We start from the raw sequence: 18,817 nt of genomic DNA on the forward strand, positions 1-18,817 counted from the left end.
CCTCCAACTCATTGAGTTATCTTAATGGATATTTCAGTTCGATGTCTCGCCCTGTTAATTCATCAATAAATATATAGTTATGATCAGCGCCTATAATGCAAAGAATTTTCTTGCCTTGACTAGAATTGACGGTATTTCTTACACGCTCTATCATAATTTGATTCCGGATCTTCCATCGAAAATTAAACGATCAAAATGGATCTGTCTACAATCGCTTCGATCCTTTAAGCACCCCTTCATCAAATTCCATCTTGTAAATTTCGGGTTTTGAGTTCTTTCGCTCCCTTCGAGCTTAGGCGATTCGCCATGCCTTACCATATAAATATAGGTTTTCATAAGCACTCCCCTGGAACACTTCCAAAATCGGTACTGCTCTTTACTCTAGAAATCCCATACCGCCCAGCCGCATAAATAAGGTGTTATCTAATCCCTTCATTTTTTCGAAATTCATTCTCTAAAATACTCATTGTAATGGAGTCATGATACTCATGGTTATAATAGAGAACCTCTCGCTGGATTCCTTCTTGTATAAATCCTAACTTTTCATATGCTTTTATGGCTCTTGCATTATACGAGTACACGTTAAGTTCAATTCTATGTAGATTCAGCACACCAAAGCCATAATTCAGTAATAATTTTAGAGCCTCTGTTCCAAATCCCTTGCTAAAATCCGCTTCATTAAACAAAGCTACCCGTATATTGGAATTGCGATTTACATAATCTATATCCTGTAGTGCAACTTCTCCAATAATACGATCTTCCTCTTTAAGAACGATCAATAAATGAATACGATCCGTTTCATTCTGTATTTCTTCAATATAATTTTCGATCATCTGTTTTGAAAATACTCTTTGGGTTCCCGTCAATCTCCTTACTTCTTCGTTCAACATGTTCGGGTAATACATATCGGAATCTTCGCTTACAAGCGGCCGAAGGTAAAGCCTGTCACTTTCCAATGCTCTGTTTAATTGCTGCATAGCAATTTCCCTCCCGTTATCTATATAAAAAATATCCCCAGCTTCATTTGAAATTGGTTCATTGTCTTAAGCACCTCAACTCCTAATAAACAAGATCTTCACGCACTTCGATTCCATTCTCATCACAATAATCTCTATATTTTTTGAGTACTGTAAAAATATCATCTTGACCAATAACTTGATTGTCTTGATCGAAATATTGCAAGGATCCGCCCAAAATGAATAAAGTAATGACCTCTTCATCTTCAGTAATAAGCGTATGAATATCTCCAGGCGGTTCAAAAATGAAGGTTCCTGGTTTCGCCATCCAATGACGTCCTTCATATCTCCATTGCCCTTGAATGTTGTATCCTATCACAGATCCTCCAGTATGCCGGTGGCGTGTCAGCACTTGATTGCTCTTTATTTTAAAGAGGTATATCCAGGTGCCGGTGGCAAGGTCAAATCGAAGAGGTTTAAAATAACAATTTGCTTCTTTCCCCTCATCAAAAGGAACCCACGGTAAATCTTCAATATCAAAGACCCTTTCGGGTAATTGGAGATTCTCTGCTAATTTTACTACAGCATCTTTAATCAATGGATTCATGGTATAGGTCTCCTTTTATGATAACGGTCTGAATCACCGCAAGAATGATCTGCTGTTGCTTTCTTGATCGAGATGACCCGCCAATATACCTGCTCTTCTGATGATTTCAATTCGTTCTCCTCTTCCTTCGATGTTCATTATCATGTCTATCGCCGTTTCAAAATTTGTTATGATGTAACCTGTCTTTTCAAATCCTGCAGGTATACTCACGAATTTATTAACTTGAGTTAGAAAATATACGGTATACGAATTGGTTTCCTTCCAAAACCAGCTGGCAAACGGTATTCTTACCTCAGCTAGTTCTATCCCTGCTTCTTCTAAAGCTTCTCGCTCTAAACCCTCTTGTGTGGATTCATTCTCTTCGAGTCTTCCACCAATGGTAGTAAGTACTTTCTCTTCTCGATCCCAAACCATCATCAGATTGCCGTTATCAAATACGGGTACGCAGTGGACTCCAGCAATTGGGAAATCTGTCGGAAGTTCATTAATCAATTTTAGCATGCTTATCCCTCCCTGGATTCATTACCGTGGTTTTGGGTAAGGGTGTCTCCAACATCTTCAAATATACTAATGATCTTTATGCCAAAAATTCAATAATCTCTTTGTTAATTACATCAGCTTGCTCATGGTTAATTGCATGTCCTGCATTGTTAATGATTTTGTAATTTAGTTTGTTATCTTCTAATCTCTTTATTGCTTTTGGATAATTGGTTAACCTGTCATATTGACCAATCAAAAACAAGACTTTGTCTTTCAGAACTGATAATTCTGTATCCGCATTAATTTCAATCTTGTGCTGCATCATGGATTTATTGTTAAAATGCTTCAACAAATAATACCAGTGCTTCATCAACACATCGTTATCTTCAAATGTCGAGAAATTGGTTCCGCTCAGTTTTCTCAGTAATTTTTTGCAATTACGTTCAGATGGAAATAATGCCTCAGGAAAAAACGCTGCCATCATCTTAGTAATGACCTCAAATTGGCTGGAAGGAATTCTACCCGCTAAACAAACGGCCTTATCGACGTTCATTGGCCTTTTCATCGTATAGTGGTAAGCCAAGTAAGCACCATATGACACTCCGCAGATGTTTACAGCATGTATTTGTAAGTTACTTAAAAGGTCATCAATCCAAGTGACTTGGTTGAAGCTTTTATAATAATGAGTATTGGGTTCGCTTTTCCCTGAACCACCTATCGCATCAACAGCAATGATATAGAATTTCTCTGACAGCACTTTGACGTTATAAATCCACATCATGGCTGAATTATCGGCTGTTCCATGGAAAAGCAACAAAGGTGGACTTTGCGGATCCCCCGCAGTAATGACATGGGTTAGACCATATGTAGTATCCACGTCTCTTTCTTCATATTTCGTTCCCCATGAATCCAGCAATAATTCGTACGAATCATAAATCAGTTGTTTACCTAATGGATGCTTATATCTTTCCATCATGCAACCCCCTTACACAAATGATTGTGCGGCAATTTCCGATAACATTTTGTGGATTTACGACGAACGCCCACCTTAGATAGCTTTATCTCAGGTAGGCGTCTGTGATGATGAGCGATTTCACTGCACTTCCACATTCTCCCAATTTAAGGAAAATGAACGTAGCGTGAATCTTATGTTAGGTGAAGACACTGGTTTATATGACCTGTGATCTTATTGCGCATCCGTTCAATACCTTCACTATATTCGATTGAATGCCTGATTTTCCTCCCGCTTGCGCTTAAACCTAATGGGTACTCGAAAAAACTAATGAATATATTTTTATATCATGTTAGCATGCGTTGTGTATCCAATATCATCCAGGGAGGAATGAAATCATGGTTATTAAATTTGAAATGATGCCAAAAACCCGCATTGCTTTTGTGCGCCAAGTAGGTCCATACGGTCCTCAGAACATCCAAGCAATGGAAGCGTTAAAGAAATGGGCTGCAGAAAAAAATTTACTCAACGGATCATCCATACTGCTTGGAATTGCCCAAGATAATCCGGAAACTACACCTCCTGAGAACTGTCGGTATGATGCTTGTATTGTTATTCCAGACGATTATCGGATAGATGACACGGATCATAACATTTTCGAAACTGAACTCGATGGTGGACATTATGTTACCTATAAGGTGAAGCATACAGCCGAGGATATTCAAAAAGCGTGGGCTGATATTTTTCCTGCGTTAAATCGTAGCGGATATCAAATAGACAACAAACCTATATTCGAAAGATACATTGGTGATATGTTGTATAACCATTATTGCGAGATATGTATACCTGTAAAAGCGTTATAGTCCAGCGTATGATAACAAACTCCACTGCCTTGATGGTTATGATTAACTTTCATAATTCTTACTTCGATATAGTTCTAAGCCTTGATCTCTAAAGTATTCTCTAAAAAAGTCCCTTGTTGTTTCAGGGAATTGATAAGTTTTTGATAATTGGTCTGACGCGGATACAGATTGTTTTATACTTTCAGTGGGTATCCACTCCATTCCGATTTGCCCAATATCAGCCTGTGAGCTGACAAAAGTATCAGTCGCTTTGATCCTGCATTCATAAATAAACTCTACTGCATGTACTTCCTTCATGATAAAAGAGTACTCATGATTTTTTGATATGTATTCTCTAATACAAATAAACTTGTGTTCTGCAACATCAATTCCTAGTTCTTCTAAGCATTCACGTTGTAATGTCTGCTCTATCGTTTCGCCTATCTCCTGAGCCCCTCCTGGCAAAGTATAATACACTCCAACTTCAGGACGTTCTTTTTTTATCGCAAGTAACAGTCCGTCTTGAATAATCAGTGCCCGGGCAGTATTTCTAATCATCTATGACACCTCATTAAGTTATTGGTGAATATTTGTTACTTTTACCTGAGGCTCTCGTATTCACGAAGTCGATCCTCCTTAGAATGCTCCTATCTAAGGAAGATCGATGCGTCCGCTGATTCAGCTCCCCTACAAGTCTCCCCGGGCGAACCAAAGATCGGCGTAAGCCGATCCGCAGCGAGAACACTACGTTATCTGTGTGCCAGTGCCGTCTTCGAGTTACTCACAAAAAATTTATCATTTGTTCTTAAGCAGCTCTTCTATTAGTATCCCGTTGATCTTTAGGCCGGTAATGTCACAGTTATTTATCTCCATATTGCTCAGATTACAATTATGAAACACTATAGGCTTATAATCTCCGTTTGGATCATAATTTCTGTCACCTTCCTGAGGCAAAACAATATTTACAAACTCAGTCCCGAATAGGTGTACATGATCTACCTTCATATGACTCATATTTGCATGCTGAACTGAAGTGGCGGATAGGTTAGCATTTCTAATTTCAACCTCACTAGCATTAACGTCATTTAAAGTCATTCCACTCATATTTGCATTATTAATCTTAGATTTTGATAAATTAACATTATCAAAATCTAAACCCTCCGCATTAACTTCCTTGAACTTAGATCCTGAAATGTCTTTCATCTCCAATTCCATCTTTGCAACTTCTAATCCCATGCTCATGCTCATGCTCATTCTCCTTTTCAATTTAGGTTTGTATGTGAATTTCAATGATGTTTAATAGTAGGAATCATACTTGTTTCAATGTAACGTTTACCGAATGAACGACACGACCCGGCCTTAGATAACTCCTATCTTAGGCCGGGTCGTGTGTTGTCTGAACCATCTTTCATCTTCCATGATTATACATCTGACAACCAAGGGGCGTCAGCCCCGAAGTGTGATGTAATGGGCCGCTTCTTCGAATAAAGACAAGACGTCAGCCCGCTAAACGATCTTCTTACTAAAGATCTCCATATTTTTATTATTCATATATTAAAACCCAATACTTCTCTCCGGGTTTTCCTTCTTCAACAACCTTCTTCCATCCACTTTTTTCATAGAAACCTAATGCTTTATGATTTTCAGATACACACTTTAATTTTACGGGCTTACCCATTTTTTCTATAGCATGGTTAACTAATTGAGTACCAACCCCTTTGCCGCTAAAATCGGGGTGTACAAATAAATTATGAATAAAGTTCTCAGGTAAATATAAAGATGCGAAACCAAGGATTCGGGAATGTTCTTCAGCTAATAGTATAAATTCCTCAGTTGTATCTCTATCAAAATCATCTAAATTCATTTCTTCTGTATTCGCCCAGTGAAAGCTCTTGCGGCGTGATTCAAGATATATTTGTCTTAACTGAGGGTAGTCTATTTTACTTGCTTCTCTGATAATTATAAGATCAATCCCCTATCTACAAAAAATTATGAGTTATATAAACATAATAAAGGATATGATGAAACTCCTTCAAGCAGCAGAATGTCGCGGATGAAATAGACACATGGAAGATCTCTGGGGTGAATAAGTTCGAGTTGGCCGGCAGCAGAGCGAGTAGTCGGTGCAGGTTTGTCTGTTGAGTTGCTTCCCTTGAAATTGATTATTTTCTGCAAACGATATATGTTCTAAACTAAAAAACCGCAGCTACGCAGCTGTAATAGAATCTTTCTTCAGCATGGAGAATATCAATGTATCCGTGATGAACTCACCAAATATATAGTCCCGAAGCAAACCCTCCTGCACAAAACCCAACTTTGTTAAAAGATTTACAGACGAATGGTTTTCCGGCATGACTTTAGCTTGTATTCGGTTTATATCCAGCTCATTAAATCCAAACGGAATAATCGTTTTGAGCACTTCGGTCATGATCCCTTTTCCCCAATAATCTCTTGATAAGTTGTAGGATAAGTTAACCATGGATCCTCTCACAAAATCGTTCAAAATGCATGTCCCAATAATTTGCTCCTCATCTTTGGAAGCTATTCCCCAAGTGATCATTTCTTTTCTAGTAAATGCGTTTTGAAACCGCGTAAATGTCTTGGAGGCTGTCTCGATATTTTTGGGCCCTGGATATCCCCAGTATTTTGTTACTTCATGATCTGAGAAATAAGTGTAATATGCCTCGGCATCTTCCGAACGTAATTCTCTCAATATAAATCTGTCAGTTTCAAGCTTAGGGAAAGAAGTAAATGCATCTTTAAAAGGCATATTGGATCCTCCGGTTTATGGGTTTTTATAGCTTTTTGTGTCATCCGGGACATCTTCCATGATTATACATTGGAAGACTGAGGGGCGTCAGTCCCAAATGTTAATAAGAAGTCTTTTGCATTTGATGATTGATTGTTAGTGGTTATTGATGGAATAATCCCCCTACTATGTGCTAAGGTCTACAGTGAGGTGCATCCATGAATGGTAAAAAACTTGTGCTCTTGATCGTGCTTATCTGTGTATTTGGATTAATCGCCATCTATGGGTTAGTTTATTTGATCATATGGTTTGCTTTTAATTCATAAATTTCGGCCCCGGCATCTTGGACAATCTAACTTCTGCTTCGGGAGGTAATAACATGAGTGGTAAAAAAATTTTCCTGCTGGTAGTGCTCATTTTTGTAATTATCGAAATCGGGTTAATTGGATCCTACTTTTTGGCGACCGCGGAACCCCCAACTCATTAAACATTAAGTTGCGTTCTCCCATCGGTCCGTTAGTTAGTCAATATTTGTTAAGCGGAACTTCAAGTAGCTCCTAAGCGTCTTATATAAAAAGGAGCTGATTTAACATGGTTCAAGCAACCTTCATTATTTTCGGTGCTATATTTATTGCACTCGGTATCCTTAGTCGCATTAAACCCACGTTTGGTTGGAGTATGAATGAAGCGTGGAAAGTGAAAGGTGACTCCGAGCCAAGTGACGCCTACATTGAAGCCCGAAAATTTGGTGGGTTTATAGCGATCGTGATCGGTTCATTTTTCTTTGCAATTGGAATTCTATTAATATTTATATATTAAGCTCTCAGTAAGCCAAGTTATTTATACGAGCAGTGTCCGATCTCTTTGTCCCTCTTATTTATATATGTATGGTTTGCCAAAAGCAATCGTACAAAAAAAGCAAAGGGTATCGGTACGACAAGGTTGCTCGTCTCTTATGTACTCGACCGCCGGCATGACGAATGGCCCGCCGAGACATGAAATGATGTTCGGCCTGGAGGTGAAAAACAGCTATGAAAAACAGAAACTTGACAGGTGTTGTGTTGGCCATTATTTATTGTTTTGTCCTTTATGGGATATTAATCGAAGCACCACCTGGTGAAGTTCCAGATCATCCGCCATGGGCATACTTAATGATTCCACTTGGAGCAATTGCAATTACGGCTCTCTTTGATTTTGTGATCAAGTACGATTTCTTCAAAAAAAAGGAATGAGTGAATTAATAGTGGATCATAATTTGACCTGTAGGAGATATCAAGACTTTGTCGCCCGGTCAGACTGGACTAATCATAGCTATTCTTTATATTCGCCCATTAATATTCTTTCTTTAGCTATGCTCCTAATTTCTTCGTCATCGTCATTTATTAATAATTCTAAGACACTTAGTTTAACTTTTTTGTTTCTAACTATTGATCCTCGAACTAGTGCTTCTTTATCATCTACGAACCCGAAAACCTAAAGGTCTGTAATGGTCGTCGCAACTCTGATAGGTTCTCTGGGTTGCCTGCTGCTTACTGTTAGCGATGCAACATGGATACATTGTTATGGAATGTTCATATCTTTCCACGAGCCCCTACAATGAGTTGTTACTATACTCGCATTTAAATCGTTCTACCCCTGGATATTTTTCTCCTAAACTTATAATTTTAAAGCCCTTCTTTTTATAAAAATTCACAGCATCCTTATCAGTTTCCGCCACTAATTTATTGATTTCTGTTGATTTAATTACGAATTCTATTAACTTACTTCCCAACCCCTGCAATCTAAATTCAGGATGTATTGCAATATGTTTTAACTCAGTTTCTGATTCGCCTTGAATTAATCCAATAATCCCTCTTAATGTGTTATTTAAATATATTCCATACAGTTCTCTGTCTTTCTTGTCTTGTAATTACTACATTCGGTCTCGATCCTTTCAGCAACCGGGCTCATACAATAGGATAGAAATTCATAGAGAACTTGATCTGATAAATCACTAACCTTACAGATCATATAGATGCCCCTTCTGATATGATTTAATATTTACTTTGCGTGAATTTCATAGTTGAACCACAAACCGTCCCGTCCATATCGATTCCCGCCTTGAGCCGGTCGTCCGTGTAGGACGCATCAAACGCCGTAGCCCCACCAAAGGAATGTCCCATAATGCCGATCCGCTCCATGTCCATCATCCACTCCAAACCGGCTGCATTTACCCTCGAGTTGACTGCTGCAGTGTTATCAGATGAATCGGCTTTCTCGATATTCCCTACAAAGCTATTAATCTTTCCTATCCCATACCACGATGAATAGCGTTGCTAATGGTCCAATTAATAATGATATTAGAAACCAATGAAGTCCGCTTCTGTTCTTTCCTTGTGCTAATCCTGCATTAATTAATGCAAGTGTTCCCCAGCCAACAGTGAACTCACTATTATTCATAAATTAACTCCTTATTTTTGTTAAATCGACGCTGCAGCGCTTTGTTAAACGAAGGAACTTTGTAACACCTCAGATCATGTACTTCTTTATTTTCACCTTTAAAATGCCTTTGAAATTACATCTTTTTAAATTGGTTTAATAAACTCAACCCGATTGCCAAAAGGATCCCTGAATTCGAATCTTTCATATCCTGGTATTGCTACAGATTCCAGTATCTCAATACCGTTATTGTGAAGCAGCTTTTCCATTTCTTTTAGGTTTTCGACTTCATACGCTAGATGGGCTTTCGTTTGTAAACGATCCACTCCATCTTCAGTTCCAACATGTAATTGTTGTTCTCCTACCTGAACCCAAAAGCCGCCTCGACCAACTAGTGATTCCGGTTTTGAGATCTCTTCCAGTTTCAGAATTCCACAATAGAAGTTCCTGGCCTCTTCTTCTTTTCCCTTCGGAATTGTGATTTGGGCATGATGAAATCGTTTTACCATATCAATGCTCCTTTTGAAAATTTTTTAATATATCACTTCGTTCATACATGTAACGTTCTCATATTCACGAATTGTAATTAGAGATTTCGATTAAATTCCCATCTGGATCTCTTAGATAAACGGACGTGATCGATCCTAATGCCCCTGTTCTCAATACAGGACCTTCCTCAATCATTACATTGCAATATTCTAAATGGCGAATGACATCGGGTATAGGATCGTCTGTTATAAAACATAAATCAGCAGTGCCTGGCATAGGCGTTTTCGCTTTTGGTTCAAACTCTTTGCCTGCTTCATGTAGGTTTATTTTCTGCTGCCCAAAATGCAATGCCTTTCGTCCTTCTCCAAATGTTACAGTTCGCATTCCTAAAACCCGAGAATAGAATTCACAGGTTTGATCAATATTCGAAACAGTCAACACTAAATGATCTAAACGATTGATGTTTATTTTAATCAGCCCCTATTTTAAAGTTTTCTTGCTTTGATCACGAAGGTGACCGGAAACATCTTCGCTCTTTTTACCAAATCATCATTTGCATCGTGCAATTGTATGATTTCATTGTCAGTTTCTTCAATCATTTGTTCAATAACAAACCCTGCTTTCGCCAACGCATTGATGTAGGTTGATAATTTACGGTCAGATAAGGTTAGTTCGCCTTGACAAAAATCTGGAGATACCGAATACCAGGATTCATCGAAATAAGGCTTGTTAATAGCAAATCTATTATTTTCTTGAACAACACATCGGTGTATAGGATGAGACCAGCTGAAAATAAATATGCCGTCTTTTTTTAAATAAGAAGCGATCCGGCAAAAAGTGCCTTCAAGGTCGGTTGTCCAGCCTATGGCGTAAATTGAATAAACAACGTCAAAATAATCTGCGGGTATGCCACACTCTTCTTCCATGGGAGAACAGATCAATTTTGCTGACAGGCCGCACGCCGTCAAATGCTGCTTTGCCTTTTCAATTTGTTTTTCTGATATATCGATCCCCCATAGCTCAGATGCATTGCGATCCCCGTGATATTGCAAGGATTGACCGTTTCCACAACCAATCTCTAACATCTTTTTTCCGGAAACATCGCCAAAAAGTTGGCATTTTTCTTCTGAAACAAAGGCTCCATAATAAGGAAGCACGATGGCTCTTAAGAAGTCATTTCCTTTCGTATCCCAATAGAAGCTGTTTGTTTCATGAACATGATGCTTATTCAACCTATTGACCTCCTCTTCATCGATACCCTCGGCCAAACCGAAGGGCGAATGCCCCACGGCGCAATTATGCTGTTGTACGAGATCTCCTTTTTCAACGAAAATTTGCTGTCATTCGCGGAGCAGCTCTCTTATACTCGTTCTTCAATTAGGGCTGCCACACTTCCCATATGTTACCGTCAGGATCTGCGAACGTTATGTTCGGTCCGCTTGTCACTCGTTCACCTAAAATGTTCACTCCGTTTTCCTTGAATCGTTTAGAGAGTTCTTGAATTCTCGGAGTAATAAAGCATGCCATTGCATGGGGTTTGCCGTTGTCCAATGACCATGAAAAACGTAATCGACCGCCTTCTTCGGCCGATTGGTGAAGGAACAATGCAGGTACGACTTGCCTTAAACCAGGGGAAGGCAGGTTTCCATTACGATCGGGAAGATTCAATACAGCCATCTTCATTCCAGGCTCAACAAGGTCGTTGTTTGCGGGTTGGTACCCTAAATTCTTTTGGTACCATTGAATAGACTCGTAAACATCATTTACTGGCACGTAAATACAAGTGATACCCGTAATGTCTTCCAGGACTTCTTCTACTTCGTTTCCCTCATTTGCGTTCATATTCAATTCCTCCCTCTCATCATCGGCAATCAATATTTATGTAATAAAGACCAAGTGCTGCGAACACTTGGTCAGTACAATTGGCTTGGATGGTTTATTCCATTCGAAGTCGTACAAGAACAAAACCCACCTTCGGCCTCAACCTTTGGGTGGGTTTCTCTGTTGTTATTATAATGTATGTAAAAAGAGCAAGAATGAAGACCATGCCCACCTAAGATTCAATTATAGTTATATTTTATCTTTATTGGCATTTTCGTACAAGCGTTCTTATAGAATGCGTGAGATCTCTTTTTTGCTCATCTCGTTGCACTATATGGATAAGAAAAACGTCTATCGACGTACCTTCAAAGAAGACAGACCGCGTTTAGTGGAAGTTTTTCTTGCGAGATCAGGAAGCAGAAGCTCTGAAACTTATACTTTCTGATCTCTTAACAAAAACGTCTATCGACATACCTTCAAAGAAGACAGACCGCGTTTAGCGGAAGTTTTTCTTGCGAGATCAGGAAGCAAAAGCTCTGGAACTTATACTTTCTGATCTCTTAACAAAAAAAGAGCCTCACACAAGTCGTATGAACTCGTGTGAAGCCTCTCATCTACTTCATGTTTCCTACGACTTTCACTCTCAGTCTCGTCGCATTGCCCGGATGATAAGCCAGCGGGGTTTCTTCCACTTCCACAAGCTCAACCGTTGCCGGATCAGCGCCAGCCAGCACCGCCTGCTTCACGGCTTTTTCTTGCGCATCTCTTAATGAATCCTCACGGGGCTCTGTAGAATAAATATAAATTTGTTCATATTGTCCGCTGATTTGAGCGATACACGCGCCAATGGCGTTGGCTACGCCCCCGTTCTCAGGCTTAATCATATGGGATACCCCGCGAATCGTGTCCGGGATAACGACACTGCCGCCGCCTACCAAAACAAGCTCAACGTCTCCCGAGGATGTCTTCATTTTATCAATGGCCTGCTCAATAATGGCTGCAATTTCAGCTTGCACATTTTTTGCAAAGTCTTCATCCAGATGCGCTACCAAGCTCTTATCCCCGACATCCGCGAGGCCCAGCCGAACGGCAATGTCGGTTGTCGTCAGCGTATGCCCGCCAAAAACCAGCGCTTCCTGTCCAATCTTGTATCCTACGCTGTCAGGGCCAACTGTAATTTTGCCGTTCTCCGAGCGCACAATACTTCCGCCGCCCAGCCCGACGGAGATAATATCCGGCATGCGGAAATTCGTGCGGATATCGCCAACCTCGACCGCAACCGAGGATTCTCTCGGGAAGCCGTCCTGCAATACCCCGATGTCCGATGTCGTCCCTCCCACGTCGAGAACCATCGTATCTTTGATCTTCGCCAAATAAGAGGCACCGCGTATGCTGTTCGTCGGCCCGCAGGCAATGGTTAGAATCGGAAATTGCTTAGCGTAATCGATCGACATCAGGGTACCGTCATTCTGGCATAGGAACACCGCTGCGTCTGTGATGCCCTCTTCTTCCAACGCCTGCACAAATCCTTGGGTCGTCGTTTCAATCACCTTGCATAAGGCTGCGTTCAGTATGGTCGCATTCTCCCGTTCAATTAAGCCGACAGAACCAATCAATGAAGAACAGGAAACAGGGAATTCAGGTCCGTATACTTGATGGATGAGATCGCGAATCTGAAGCTCCTGATCATTTTTAATGGATGAAAACACACCAATAACTGCGATGGACTCGACACTGCTCCCCCAATCTTCTAAAAGAGCTGTAATTTCCGCTTCATCGACTTCTCCAAGCACTTGGCCGTCATATTCATATCCGCCATGAACGAGCGCATATTTACCCGACAGCTTCTGAACCATATCCTCAGGCCAGGACGTGTACGGAGCAACGGAAGCCGTTGCCGGGTAACCCAGACGAATGACGCCGACTTGCGCCAGCTTTTTGCGCTCAACAATGGCATTCGTGCACTGCGTCGTGCCTAACATGGCATGCGTGATTTGGGTTTTATCAATATTCGATTCCTGCAGCAAATTCCGGAGCGAGGTTTCAATTCCTGTTTTAATATCTAAACTTGTTGGGGATTTAACCGCATGAATCAAATGATGATTCTCATCCAATATGATGGCATCTGTGTTGGTGCCGCCTACATCAATCCCAATTCTATACATTCTCAGCCACCGCCTTTTTCACCAGTTCCTCAATCGCAACATAATCGTAATCATATCCGAAGTATCTTGGTCCAACCGTCTGGACTCCCTTTTCCGTTCTCCACTTTTCATGAGCGGGCAGTCCAACCACCCGTACGCGTTTACCGTATTTCAGGCTCTCCGTAGTTACCGGCGACAAGGTTTCGTAATCAACCAGACAGATCAAATCGGGGGTCATCGCTACCACTTGACCATTCTTTTCAGCAATCAGGTTTTCATTTTGAAAATGAACCTTCATCTCGCCGCCTTTAAACGCCTCGATTCCTTCAAGATGCATCTGGCCGAGGTTAAATCCTCCCTTGGTTTCCCGGATGACATCCACAATTTTGCCTTGGAAAAGTTCATAGCCGGACACCAGGTTCAGCAGTTCTTGAAGCTTGTCGCCCGCGTCCCGATTCTTCGATGTAATGATGGCTCCGATCTGTTCGGACAGGGTCACGATATGATGAACGCTGCTCTGCTTGATTTGCGCACCCGTTGCCGGGTATAGGCTGACTAAAGCACTGGCCCCCATTTCGACAGTGGCCACTCTGGCGAGCCGTTCTGTCCATTTATTATCAATGGTCTCAAAGATGCCGATGTTCCCTTTTTCATCCGTAATCGCCATCGGTGCCGCCGGAATGTCATCCAGGTTAAACGTGACCATTTGCAGCTCCGGGAATGCCCGTCCCATACCATCACAGTCGATCAGAGGCAATCCCAGCTGCGCCGCAACGACGATGGGGATCATGGAATTAACGCCTCCCGCTTCCATCGGAAACGTGCCGGCGATCCGTTCTTTTCCCAAGTAATTCGCTAATTTTTGAAAAACCTTAACAAACTCGTCCCCTTTAGGGAATTTCTCAACTAATACGGAAGGCGCCCCCATCATCGCGGCCGGAATGAAAAAGTCCTCATCCTGAATCTCATCGACGGAGAACAGTTTTACTGGTCCAAACTTCTCAATGGCCGAGAGAGCCATCAATTTTCCGATGTAAGGGTCCCCCCCTCCGCCGGTTCCTAAGAATGCTGCGCCGACGGCGATGTTTTCAACAGCTGCTTGATCTAAATATCTCATTTACGTTTCCTCCAATATGACTGTTTTCCGAGCCGATAAACGATAGACTACATAATAGATGACAAAAGAAATGACAATCCCGATCAACGGCTGATTCGGTACCTGCGGCAGGCTTGGGAACAGGGATAACACAACAGGGGTACAAGCGATGACCGCGCCCACTAGCCAGGAAATGACGCCCAGTATATTCACGCCTTCGACCTCATGCCAGCGGCTCTTATCCCCTTTGCCAAGCACCCAGTAAGATGCGATCATCACGCCTGCCACCGGCGGAATCATGGCCGACAGGATGGACATAATCGGCGTAAAATAGTTGAGTATGCCGACGACAGCCAGTACCGTCCCGATCGTTCCGGCGATGCCGACGGCCCATTTTTCTTTTTCCTTTGATACGTTGAACACGTTTATTAAGGCAAAACCGCCTGAAATGGCATTCACGAGGTTCGTTTTCCAGGTAGCGAGGATCAAAACCACACCGCCAATAAACGGAGTCGTGATGCTCAAAAAGGTTGCTGTAATATCGCTGGCCTGGTAAGCAATCGTCAGGACCGCTCCTGCACCGATCATCAACAAGCCTGCTGGGATAATTCCGAAAAGGGCGGCTTTCAGGACATCGGACCGTTTTCTCGAAAATTGGGAGTAATCTCCCGCGATAACCGCTCCCAAGGCAAACGAACCCAGGGTTACCGCCAGTCCGTCCGTAAAGCTCATAGCTCCATGTGGCTTGAAATTCTGAATGATCTGCAGGGATTCACCGGTCAATGCTTTGATAAGACCAAATACGCTAATCCCAATCAATAAAGGAACGGCAATATAGCTGATGACGCGCAGCACTTTAACGCCATAGATCGCCGAGACCACCATCACAAGACCGCAGATGAGAGAAGCCAGCGGAACCGGGACACTCATTCCACCTACGGCTAACAAATTGGCCAAGGCCGCACCGCACACATTCGCCTGAATTCCGAACCATCCGAGGCACGCAATGGCGAGAATGATCGAAAGAATTGTCCGGGATCCTTGTTTGCCGAACACCTGCCCTGCAACCTGAACCGTCGGCCTTCCTAAATCCGTGCTTTGAATCCCCTGCAAAATCATGAGCAATACAATGATGGAGTAACCCACCAACGTGACGAGCAGCGCTTTCGACAATCCCATGCCTGCCACCAGCGTGTTTCCCACCAATAAACTGGGGATGCTGATGACCGCGCCGGCCCAGATGATCCCGAGACTGAACCATGATTGATGCTCTTTAACGGCTTTCATATGATCTCCCCTCCTCAACCTTGTTCGTTCGAATTGTTTTTTCTTATTGTAAAAGATGAAGCCGGGCAGCGTCTTTTTCAGAAAACAAAAAAAAATCCGATGTTTTTGTCTGATTGGACAAAACATCGGAACTTTTTAGTTATGGATGAGACGGTAGACCATGCAGGCGGTATAAACATCGTACGATTCCGAATTGATGGTCACATCATATCCGATGAGCTCGCAAATTTTTTTGATGCGATATTTCACCGTATTTTTGTGGACGAACAACAGCTTGCTGCAGTCATCCATATTTCCCTTCGCATCCAGAAGAAACGTCATCAGGGTTGTCAATGCATCAAGGTCATCCAACAACGGCTCCAGGACAGACAAGCATTCTTCCGTGATCTCTTCCCCTTGTTTGCTTAGATCGATCGCCCGTTTCATGGAACGGACTTCAGCCGCGGTGTATAGTTTGCGGTGATGGTAGATGCGGTGAACCTCTTTAGAGGCTTCGTTGACGAGCTGGTACATTCGGCGTACGTCCTGCGTGTTCCGCATCCTCGGAGAATACACGATGCTCGATATTTCAGCGATGAGACTCGTGGTTTCGATATATTCCGCTGCGATTTCAAACTCATTGTATTTATAGGAACAATTCCCCAGCAAAACGACAATGCAGTGATCGATCATTTGAATGACCGCGGTTTTATAATATTGCGAGAGATACGCTTTTAAGTCTTCCCTTATCCTTCGTTCCTCCGACAAATCCTGAATGTAAACGAGCCACATCATTTGGATGGCGGAAACGTCGATATACAGCAAACTGGCCAATCTGCGCATTTTTTCGCTTTCATCATTTACGATGGCTTTAACCAGAGCGTATTCGCTGACCTCGTTATGCTTATCTCCCCACAAATTGATGGCCACCTGCACCACCTCGCTGATTTGATCCATTGTCTTCGGAGGCAGCTTCGAATTTTCTTTAATGATAAACAGGTAAAGGGCTTCCCCGTTTTTTTGCTGAACACGTTTGTATTCAACAAAGCAGGACGAATCCAGCTCTCCTTCTCCCGTTCTGCCGTTCAAAATGGAAGGCGCCATGGACCGGATCAGATTCGCAACAGGGAGCGATGAATTGCGCGGCCACATGACACGATTGATGATATCCAGGTTGCTGTTTGTCAGAATGATGTTCGCTTTCATCCGGTCCGACAGCAGTTTAAGGGTAATTTCCACGCTCCGCAAATGCTCCGGCAGCAGCGATACCTTTTCCAGTGATTCATTCACGAAATGCTCATTCACATTCTGATTGCTGACGATCGCCTCCATGACTTCATAAATGACTTCATTATATCGAAGAGAGTAATCGTTTCTCGGCATGCAAATGATAATAAAATTCAAAGATTCAGCCAGCTCGAGCACTTCATCAGCGATATCTGGCATTACAATGCCAACATAGTACAGAATCAGCCCCACTTCACCCAGGTCATGCAGGTACTGAACGGTTTTGCACTGCTGCTCTACGCTGTCTTTTATGGAATAAAAAGAGCTGATGACCAACTCTTCAGCATACCACTCTTCTTGAACGGTTTGAATAATTTGCGAGAAGAAATTGACATCCGCCACCTCTAAAACAGATAAAGAGGAAACGGTCTGATGAAGCCTGCTTGTTCCAGTGACCACCTGAGATCCTCTAAATGAAGGCAGCTGCAGTAAATCTTTAACGGTTACCCCAATTCAACCACCACTTTTTTGTCGATTCAAGCTGCTCCTATACTTCAATCTGTGCGATAGCTTGATCATATACTTCTCTACATCTGATATAGATAATATTAGTATAACCCTCGTTGTGATAAGCAACCAAGTAAGTTCCTTTGCCAACTATGAAATTTATTGCATATTCGGCTTGGTCCATTAAGATACTGCATCAAAAATCGGTTCGTACAAATATCATCCCCTGTTGAGGACTTCTTATTAAACAACCGCATTCACGAAGCGACCCGGCCTTAGATTGCACTTATTTTAGGCGGGATCGTGTGTTGTCAGAATCATTAACCTTCATTAAACTAAGTTTCCATATATATTCTTAGTCGAATTTATATAACGTTTATTGTATCAACGCTGCGGGCTGCGCCCTAGGTTCGCAAGATTAGCTTCGCAGGGCTATCTGCCTGATTATCTTCTTTTAAAATCTCGGGCAGACCAAGGGTCGAACGCGACTCAGCAGGATAGCAGTGTTATGCCCTGGTTCGTTCTTCCTTGAACTCACTATCATTGCTTGTTTGTAAATAGGGTTGTACAATTAATCTATAAGTCTTTCGGGGGTGTTCTTGTATGAAGTGGAGTAATGTTCGTGATATCTACCCTAATCGATGGGTACTAGTTGAAGCTCTTGCCACTCATTCTAACAATCACCAAAGAACTATTGAAGAAATGTCGGTTGTTTCTGAATATGACGACCCTAAGGATGCATGGGCTTCATATAAAAAACTTCATTTGTCAGAGCCTACTAGGGAACTCTATATATTCTACACCGGAAATGAGTATATTGAAGTCATTGAACAGCCCTTTACCGGAATCAGAGGTCTACGATGAAAATCCATCTTGTAAATGGTCTGCCTATTGTTTCTCTCCCTCTATCTTACAAGAATAAATCAACTCTTCTCGATAATGTCCTACTCGATACCGGATGCTCCACAACTATCTTTGATACTGATCTTGTTGAACCTATCGGCTTAGATATAGACTTTATCAATGGAAAATCGGTTCGGATGTTTGGAGTTGGTGGCTCAAGCGAGTTGTGTTATCAGCAGATGGTCTCTGATCTCTTTATTGATAGCATCCTGCTCAAAGAATTTACTATCCAACTAGGACTTACCAAAGAACCATATGGTTTCGATGCAATATTGGGTGTCGACTTTCTTTATAAATATGGGTTGAAAATCGATTTTGAGAAATTAGTTATTTCATAAAGGTTTAACGAACTTGCGTATA

24 protein-coding genes are annotated in these 18,817 nt (G+C 41.9%); 5 read left to right on the forward strand and 19 right to left on the reverse strand.

The window, feature by feature from the left end; all coding sequences use genetic code 11:
- Nucleotides 1–419: 419 nt before the first annotated feature.
- The 4 genes from K2F33_RS01340 to K2F33_RS01355 all read right to left on the reverse strand — a co-directional run bounded on the left by K2F33_RS01340 (nucleotide 420) and on the right by K2F33_RS01355 (nucleotide 3,019).
- Nucleotides 420–977: a GNAT family N-acetyltransferase gene (locus tag K2F33_RS01340; protein ID WP_263880820.1), complete on the reverse strand. Its 558-nt coding sequence runs from the start codon at nucleotides 975–977 to the stop codon at nucleotides 420–422.
- A gap of 82 nt (nucleotides 978–1,059) precedes the next feature.
- On the reverse strand, nucleotides 1,060–1,563 hold the full coding sequence (locus K2F33_RS01345; RefSeq protein ID WP_212982574.1) for a 2,4'-dihydroxyacetophenone dioxygenase family protein: 504 nt from the start codon (nucleotides 1,561–1,563) through the stop codon (nucleotides 1,060–1,062).
- A 33-nt stretch (nucleotides 1,564–1,596) separates the two neighbouring features.
- Nucleotides 1,597–2,064 carry an NUDIX hydrolase gene (locus K2F33_RS01350; RefSeq protein WP_263880821.1) on the reverse strand — a complete coding sequence of 156 codons (468 nt, stop codon included), beginning with the start codon at nucleotides 2,062–2,064 and terminating at the stop codon, nucleotides 1,597–1,599.
- A 76-nt stretch (nucleotides 2,065–2,140) separates the two neighbouring features.
- Complete coding sequence (locus K2F33_RS01355; RefSeq protein WP_244879165.1) at nucleotides 2,141–3,019, reverse strand: alpha/beta fold hydrolase; 879 nt, start codon at nucleotides 3,017–3,019, stop codon at nucleotides 2,141–2,143.
- A gap of 374 nt (nucleotides 3,020–3,393) precedes the next feature.
- On the opposite strand from K2F33_RS01355, the gene K2F33_RS01360 reads away from it, so the two are divergent.
- Entirely contained in the window at nucleotides 3,394–3,858 is a 465-nt protein-coding gene (locus tag K2F33_RS01360) for an AraC family transcriptional regulator (RefSeq protein WP_212982572.1), read from the forward strand.
- A gap of 42 nt (nucleotides 3,859–3,900) precedes the next feature.
- On the opposite strand, the gene K2F33_RS01365 is transcribed toward K2F33_RS01360, so the two are convergent.
- The 4 genes from K2F33_RS01365 to K2F33_RS01380 all read right to left on the reverse strand — a co-directional run bounded on the left by K2F33_RS01365 (nucleotide 3,901) and on the right by K2F33_RS01380 (nucleotide 6,607).
- Nucleotides 3,901–4,395, reverse strand: coding sequence for an NUDIX domain-containing protein (locus K2F33_RS01365; RefSeq protein ID WP_263880822.1), 495 nt, complete (start codon nucleotides 4,393–4,395; stop codon nucleotides 3,901–3,903).
- 237 nt (nucleotides 4,396–4,632) lie between these two features.
- The gene (locus K2F33_RS01370) at nucleotides 4,633–5,085 is read right to left on the reverse strand and encodes a pentapeptide repeat-containing protein (protein WP_244169356.1); all 453 of its coding nucleotides are present in this window, start codon (nucleotides 5,083–5,085) and stop codon (nucleotides 4,633–4,635) included.
- Nucleotides 5,086–5,380: 295 nt separating this feature from the next.
- A complete protein-coding gene (locus tag K2F33_RS01375; RefSeq protein ID WP_263882265.1) occupies nucleotides 5,381–5,800 on the reverse strand; it encodes a GNAT family N-acetyltransferase in 420 nt (139 codons plus the stop codon).
- A gap of 243 nt (nucleotides 5,801–6,043) precedes the next feature.
- The gene (locus K2F33_RS01380) at nucleotides 6,044–6,607 is read right to left on the reverse strand and encodes a GNAT family N-acetyltransferase (RefSeq protein ID WP_076173392.1); all 564 of its coding nucleotides are present in this window, start codon (nucleotides 6,605–6,607) and stop codon (nucleotides 6,044–6,046) included.
- 570 nt (nucleotides 6,608–7,177) lie between these two features.
- Between K2F33_RS01380 and K2F33_RS01385 the strand changes: the two genes are divergently transcribed.
- Together K2F33_RS01385 and K2F33_RS01390 are read left to right on the forward strand one after the other, a co-directional pair.
- Nucleotides 7,178–7,405, forward strand: coding sequence for a DUF6199 family natural product biosynthesis protein (locus tag K2F33_RS01385; protein ID WP_076173393.1), 228 nt, complete (start codon nucleotides 7,178–7,180; stop codon nucleotides 7,403–7,405).
- A gap of 212 nt (nucleotides 7,406–7,617) precedes the next feature.
- Nucleotides 7,618–7,818 (forward strand): hypothetical protein, encoded by a 201-nt coding sequence (locus K2F33_RS01390; protein ID WP_263880823.1) that lies wholly within the window; start codon nucleotides 7,618–7,620, stop codon nucleotides 7,816–7,818.
- A gap of 359 nt (nucleotides 7,819–8,177) precedes the next feature.
- Here the strand turns inward: K2F33_RS01390 and K2F33_RS01395 are convergent, their stop codons facing one another.
- The 11 genes from K2F33_RS01395 to K2F33_RS01445 form a co-directional block, all read right to left on the reverse strand.
- Complete coding sequence (locus tag K2F33_RS01395; protein WP_318672619.1) at nucleotides 8,178–8,471, reverse strand: GNAT family N-acetyltransferase; 294 nt, start codon at nucleotides 8,469–8,471, stop codon at nucleotides 8,178–8,180.
- 148 nt (nucleotides 8,472–8,619) lie between these two features.
- Nucleotides 8,620–8,877 carry an alpha/beta hydrolase gene (locus tag K2F33_RS01400; protein ID WP_084204045.1) on the reverse strand — a complete coding sequence of 86 codons (258 nt, stop codon included), beginning with the start codon at nucleotides 8,875–8,877 and terminating at the stop codon, nucleotides 8,620–8,622.
- On the reverse strand, nucleotides 8,864–9,025 hold the full coding sequence (locus tag K2F33_RS01405) for a hypothetical protein (RefSeq protein WP_163879033.1): 162 nt from the start codon (nucleotides 9,023–9,025) through the stop codon (nucleotides 8,864–8,866). The genes K2F33_RS01400 and K2F33_RS01405 overlap by 14 nt, the downstream gene beginning before the upstream one ends.
- Nucleotides 9,026–9,150: 125 nt before the next feature.
- Entirely contained in the window at nucleotides 9,151–9,513 is a 363-nt protein-coding gene (locus K2F33_RS01410; protein WP_263880824.1) for a VOC family protein, read from the reverse strand.
- Between the two features lie 64 nt (nucleotides 9,514–9,577).
- Entirely contained in the window at nucleotides 9,578–9,970 is a 393-nt protein-coding gene (locus tag K2F33_RS01415) for a VOC family protein (protein WP_318672620.1), read from the reverse strand.
- Between the two features lie 8 nt (nucleotides 9,971–9,978).
- Entirely contained in the window at nucleotides 9,979–10,725 is a 747-nt protein-coding gene (locus K2F33_RS01420; protein WP_084204046.1) for a class I SAM-dependent methyltransferase, read from the reverse strand.
- Nucleotides 10,726–10,870: 145 nt separating this feature from the next.
- Nucleotides 10,871–11,335: a VOC family protein gene (locus tag K2F33_RS01425; protein ID WP_263880825.1), complete on the reverse strand. Its 465-nt coding sequence runs from the start codon at nucleotides 11,333–11,335 to the stop codon at nucleotides 10,871–10,873.
- Nucleotides 11,336–11,928: 593 nt separating this feature from the next.
- Entirely contained in the window at nucleotides 11,929–13,479 is a 1,551-nt protein-coding gene (locus tag K2F33_RS01430; RefSeq protein WP_263880826.1) for a hydantoinase/oxoprolinase family protein, read from the reverse strand.
- Nucleotides 13,472–14,575 (reverse strand): S-methyl thiohydantoin desulfurase family protein, encoded by a 1,104-nt coding sequence (locus tag K2F33_RS01435; RefSeq protein ID WP_263880827.1) that lies wholly within the window; start codon nucleotides 14,573–14,575, stop codon nucleotides 13,472–13,474. The genes K2F33_RS01430 and K2F33_RS01435 overlap by 8 nt, the downstream gene beginning before the upstream one ends.
- Entirely contained in the window at nucleotides 14,576–15,841 is a 1,266-nt protein-coding gene (locus K2F33_RS01440; protein ID WP_263880828.1) for a cytosine permease, read from the reverse strand.
- Between the two features lie 135 nt (nucleotides 15,842–15,976).
- Complete coding sequence (locus K2F33_RS01445; RefSeq protein WP_412973961.1) at nucleotides 15,977–17,506, reverse strand: PucR family transcriptional regulator; 1,530 nt, start codon at nucleotides 17,504–17,506, stop codon at nucleotides 15,977–15,979.
- 651 nt (nucleotides 17,507–18,157) lie between these two features.
- Here K2F33_RS01445 and K2F33_RS01450 point away from each other — a divergent pair.
- Both K2F33_RS01450 and K2F33_RS01455 read left to right on the forward strand, forming a co-directional pair.
- On the forward strand, nucleotides 18,158–18,418 hold the full coding sequence (locus tag K2F33_RS01450; protein WP_076173403.1) for a hypothetical protein: 261 nt from the start codon (nucleotides 18,158–18,160) through the stop codon (nucleotides 18,416–18,418).
- Complete coding sequence (locus K2F33_RS01455; RefSeq protein ID WP_076173404.1) at nucleotides 18,415–18,795, forward strand: pepsin/retropepsin-like aspartic protease family protein; 381 nt, start codon at nucleotides 18,415–18,417, stop codon at nucleotides 18,793–18,795. The genes K2F33_RS01450 and K2F33_RS01455 overlap by 4 nt, the downstream gene beginning before the upstream one ends.
- Nucleotides 18,796–18,817: the final 22 nt, after the last annotated feature.

The organism is Paenibacillus sp. PSB04, assembly GCF_025809195.1.
GTDB classification, from domain to species: Bacteria; Bacillota; Bacilli; order Paenibacillales; family Paenibacillaceae; genus Paenibacillus_AQ; species Paenibacillus_AQ favisporus.

What these genes read in the sequence shown, in the direction of transcription:
- K2F33_RS01340 (WP_263880820.1), bottom strand. Translation starts at nt 977, where the DNA reads ATGCAGCAATTAAACAGAGCATTGGAAAGTGACAGGCTTTACCTTCGG.
- K2F33_RS01345 (WP_212982574.1), bottom strand. Translation starts at nt 1,563, where the DNA reads ATGAATCCATTGATTAAAGATGCTGTAGTAAAATTAGCAGAGAATCTC.
- K2F33_RS01350 (WP_263880821.1), bottom strand. Translation starts at nt 2,064, where the DNA reads ATGCTAAAATTGATTAATGAACTTCCGACAGATTTCCCAATTGCTGGA.
- K2F33_RS01355 (WP_244879165.1), bottom strand. Translation starts at nt 3,019, where the DNA reads ATGATGGAAAGATATAAGCATCCATTAGGTAAACAACTGATTTATGAT.
- K2F33_RS01360 (WP_212982572.1), top strand. Translation starts at nt 3,394, where the DNA reads ATGGTTATTAAATTTGAAATGATGCCAAAAACCCGCATTGCTTTTGTG.
- K2F33_RS01365 (WP_263880822.1), bottom strand. Translation starts at nt 4,395, where the DNA reads ATGATTAGAAATACTGCCCGGGCACTGATTATTCAAGACGGACTGTTA.
- K2F33_RS01370 (WP_244169356.1), bottom strand. Translation starts at nt 5,085, where the DNA reads ATGAGCATGAGCATGGGATTAGAAGTTGCAAAGATGGAATTGGAGATG.
- K2F33_RS01380 (WP_076173392.1), bottom strand. Translation starts at nt 6,607, where the DNA reads ATGCCTTTTAAAGATGCATTTACTTCTTTCCCTAAGCTTGAAACTGAC.
- K2F33_RS01385 (WP_076173393.1), top strand. Translation starts at nt 7,178, where the DNA reads ATGGTTCAAGCAACCTTCATTATTTTCGGTGCTATATTTATTGCACTC.
- K2F33_RS01390 (WP_263880823.1), top strand. Translation starts at nt 7,618, where the DNA reads ATGAAAAACAGAAACTTGACAGGTGTTGTGTTGGCCATTATTTATTGT.
- K2F33_RS01405 (WP_163879033.1), bottom strand. Translation starts at nt 9,025, where the DNA reads ATGAATAATAGTGAGTTCACTGTTGGCTGGGGAACACTTGCATTAATT.
- K2F33_RS01410 (WP_263880824.1), bottom strand. Translation starts at nt 9,513, where the DNA reads ATGGTAAAACGATTTCATCATGCCCAAATCACAATTCCGAAGGGAAAA.
- K2F33_RS01425 (WP_263880825.1), bottom strand. Translation starts at nt 11,335, where the DNA reads ATGAACGCAAATGAGGGAAACGAAGTAGAAGAAGTCCTGGAAGACATT.
- K2F33_RS01430 (WP_263880826.1), bottom strand. Translation starts at nt 13,479, where the DNA reads ATGTATAGAATTGGGATTGATGTAGGCGGCACCAACACAGATGCCATC.
- K2F33_RS01435 (WP_263880827.1), bottom strand. Translation starts at nt 14,575, where the DNA reads ATGAGATATTTAGATCAAGCAGCTGTTGAAAACATCGCCGTCGGCGCA.
- K2F33_RS01440 (WP_263880828.1), bottom strand. Translation starts at nt 15,841, where the DNA reads ATGAAAGCCGTTAAAGAGCATCAATCATGGTTCAGTCTCGGGATCATC.
- K2F33_RS01450 (WP_076173403.1), top strand. Translation starts at nt 18,158, where the DNA reads ATGAAGTGGAGTAATGTTCGTGATATCTACCCTAATCGATGGGTACTA.
- K2F33_RS01455 (WP_076173404.1), top strand. Translation starts at nt 18,415, where the DNA reads ATGAAAATCCATCTTGTAAATGGTCTGCCTATTGTTTCTCTCCCTCTA.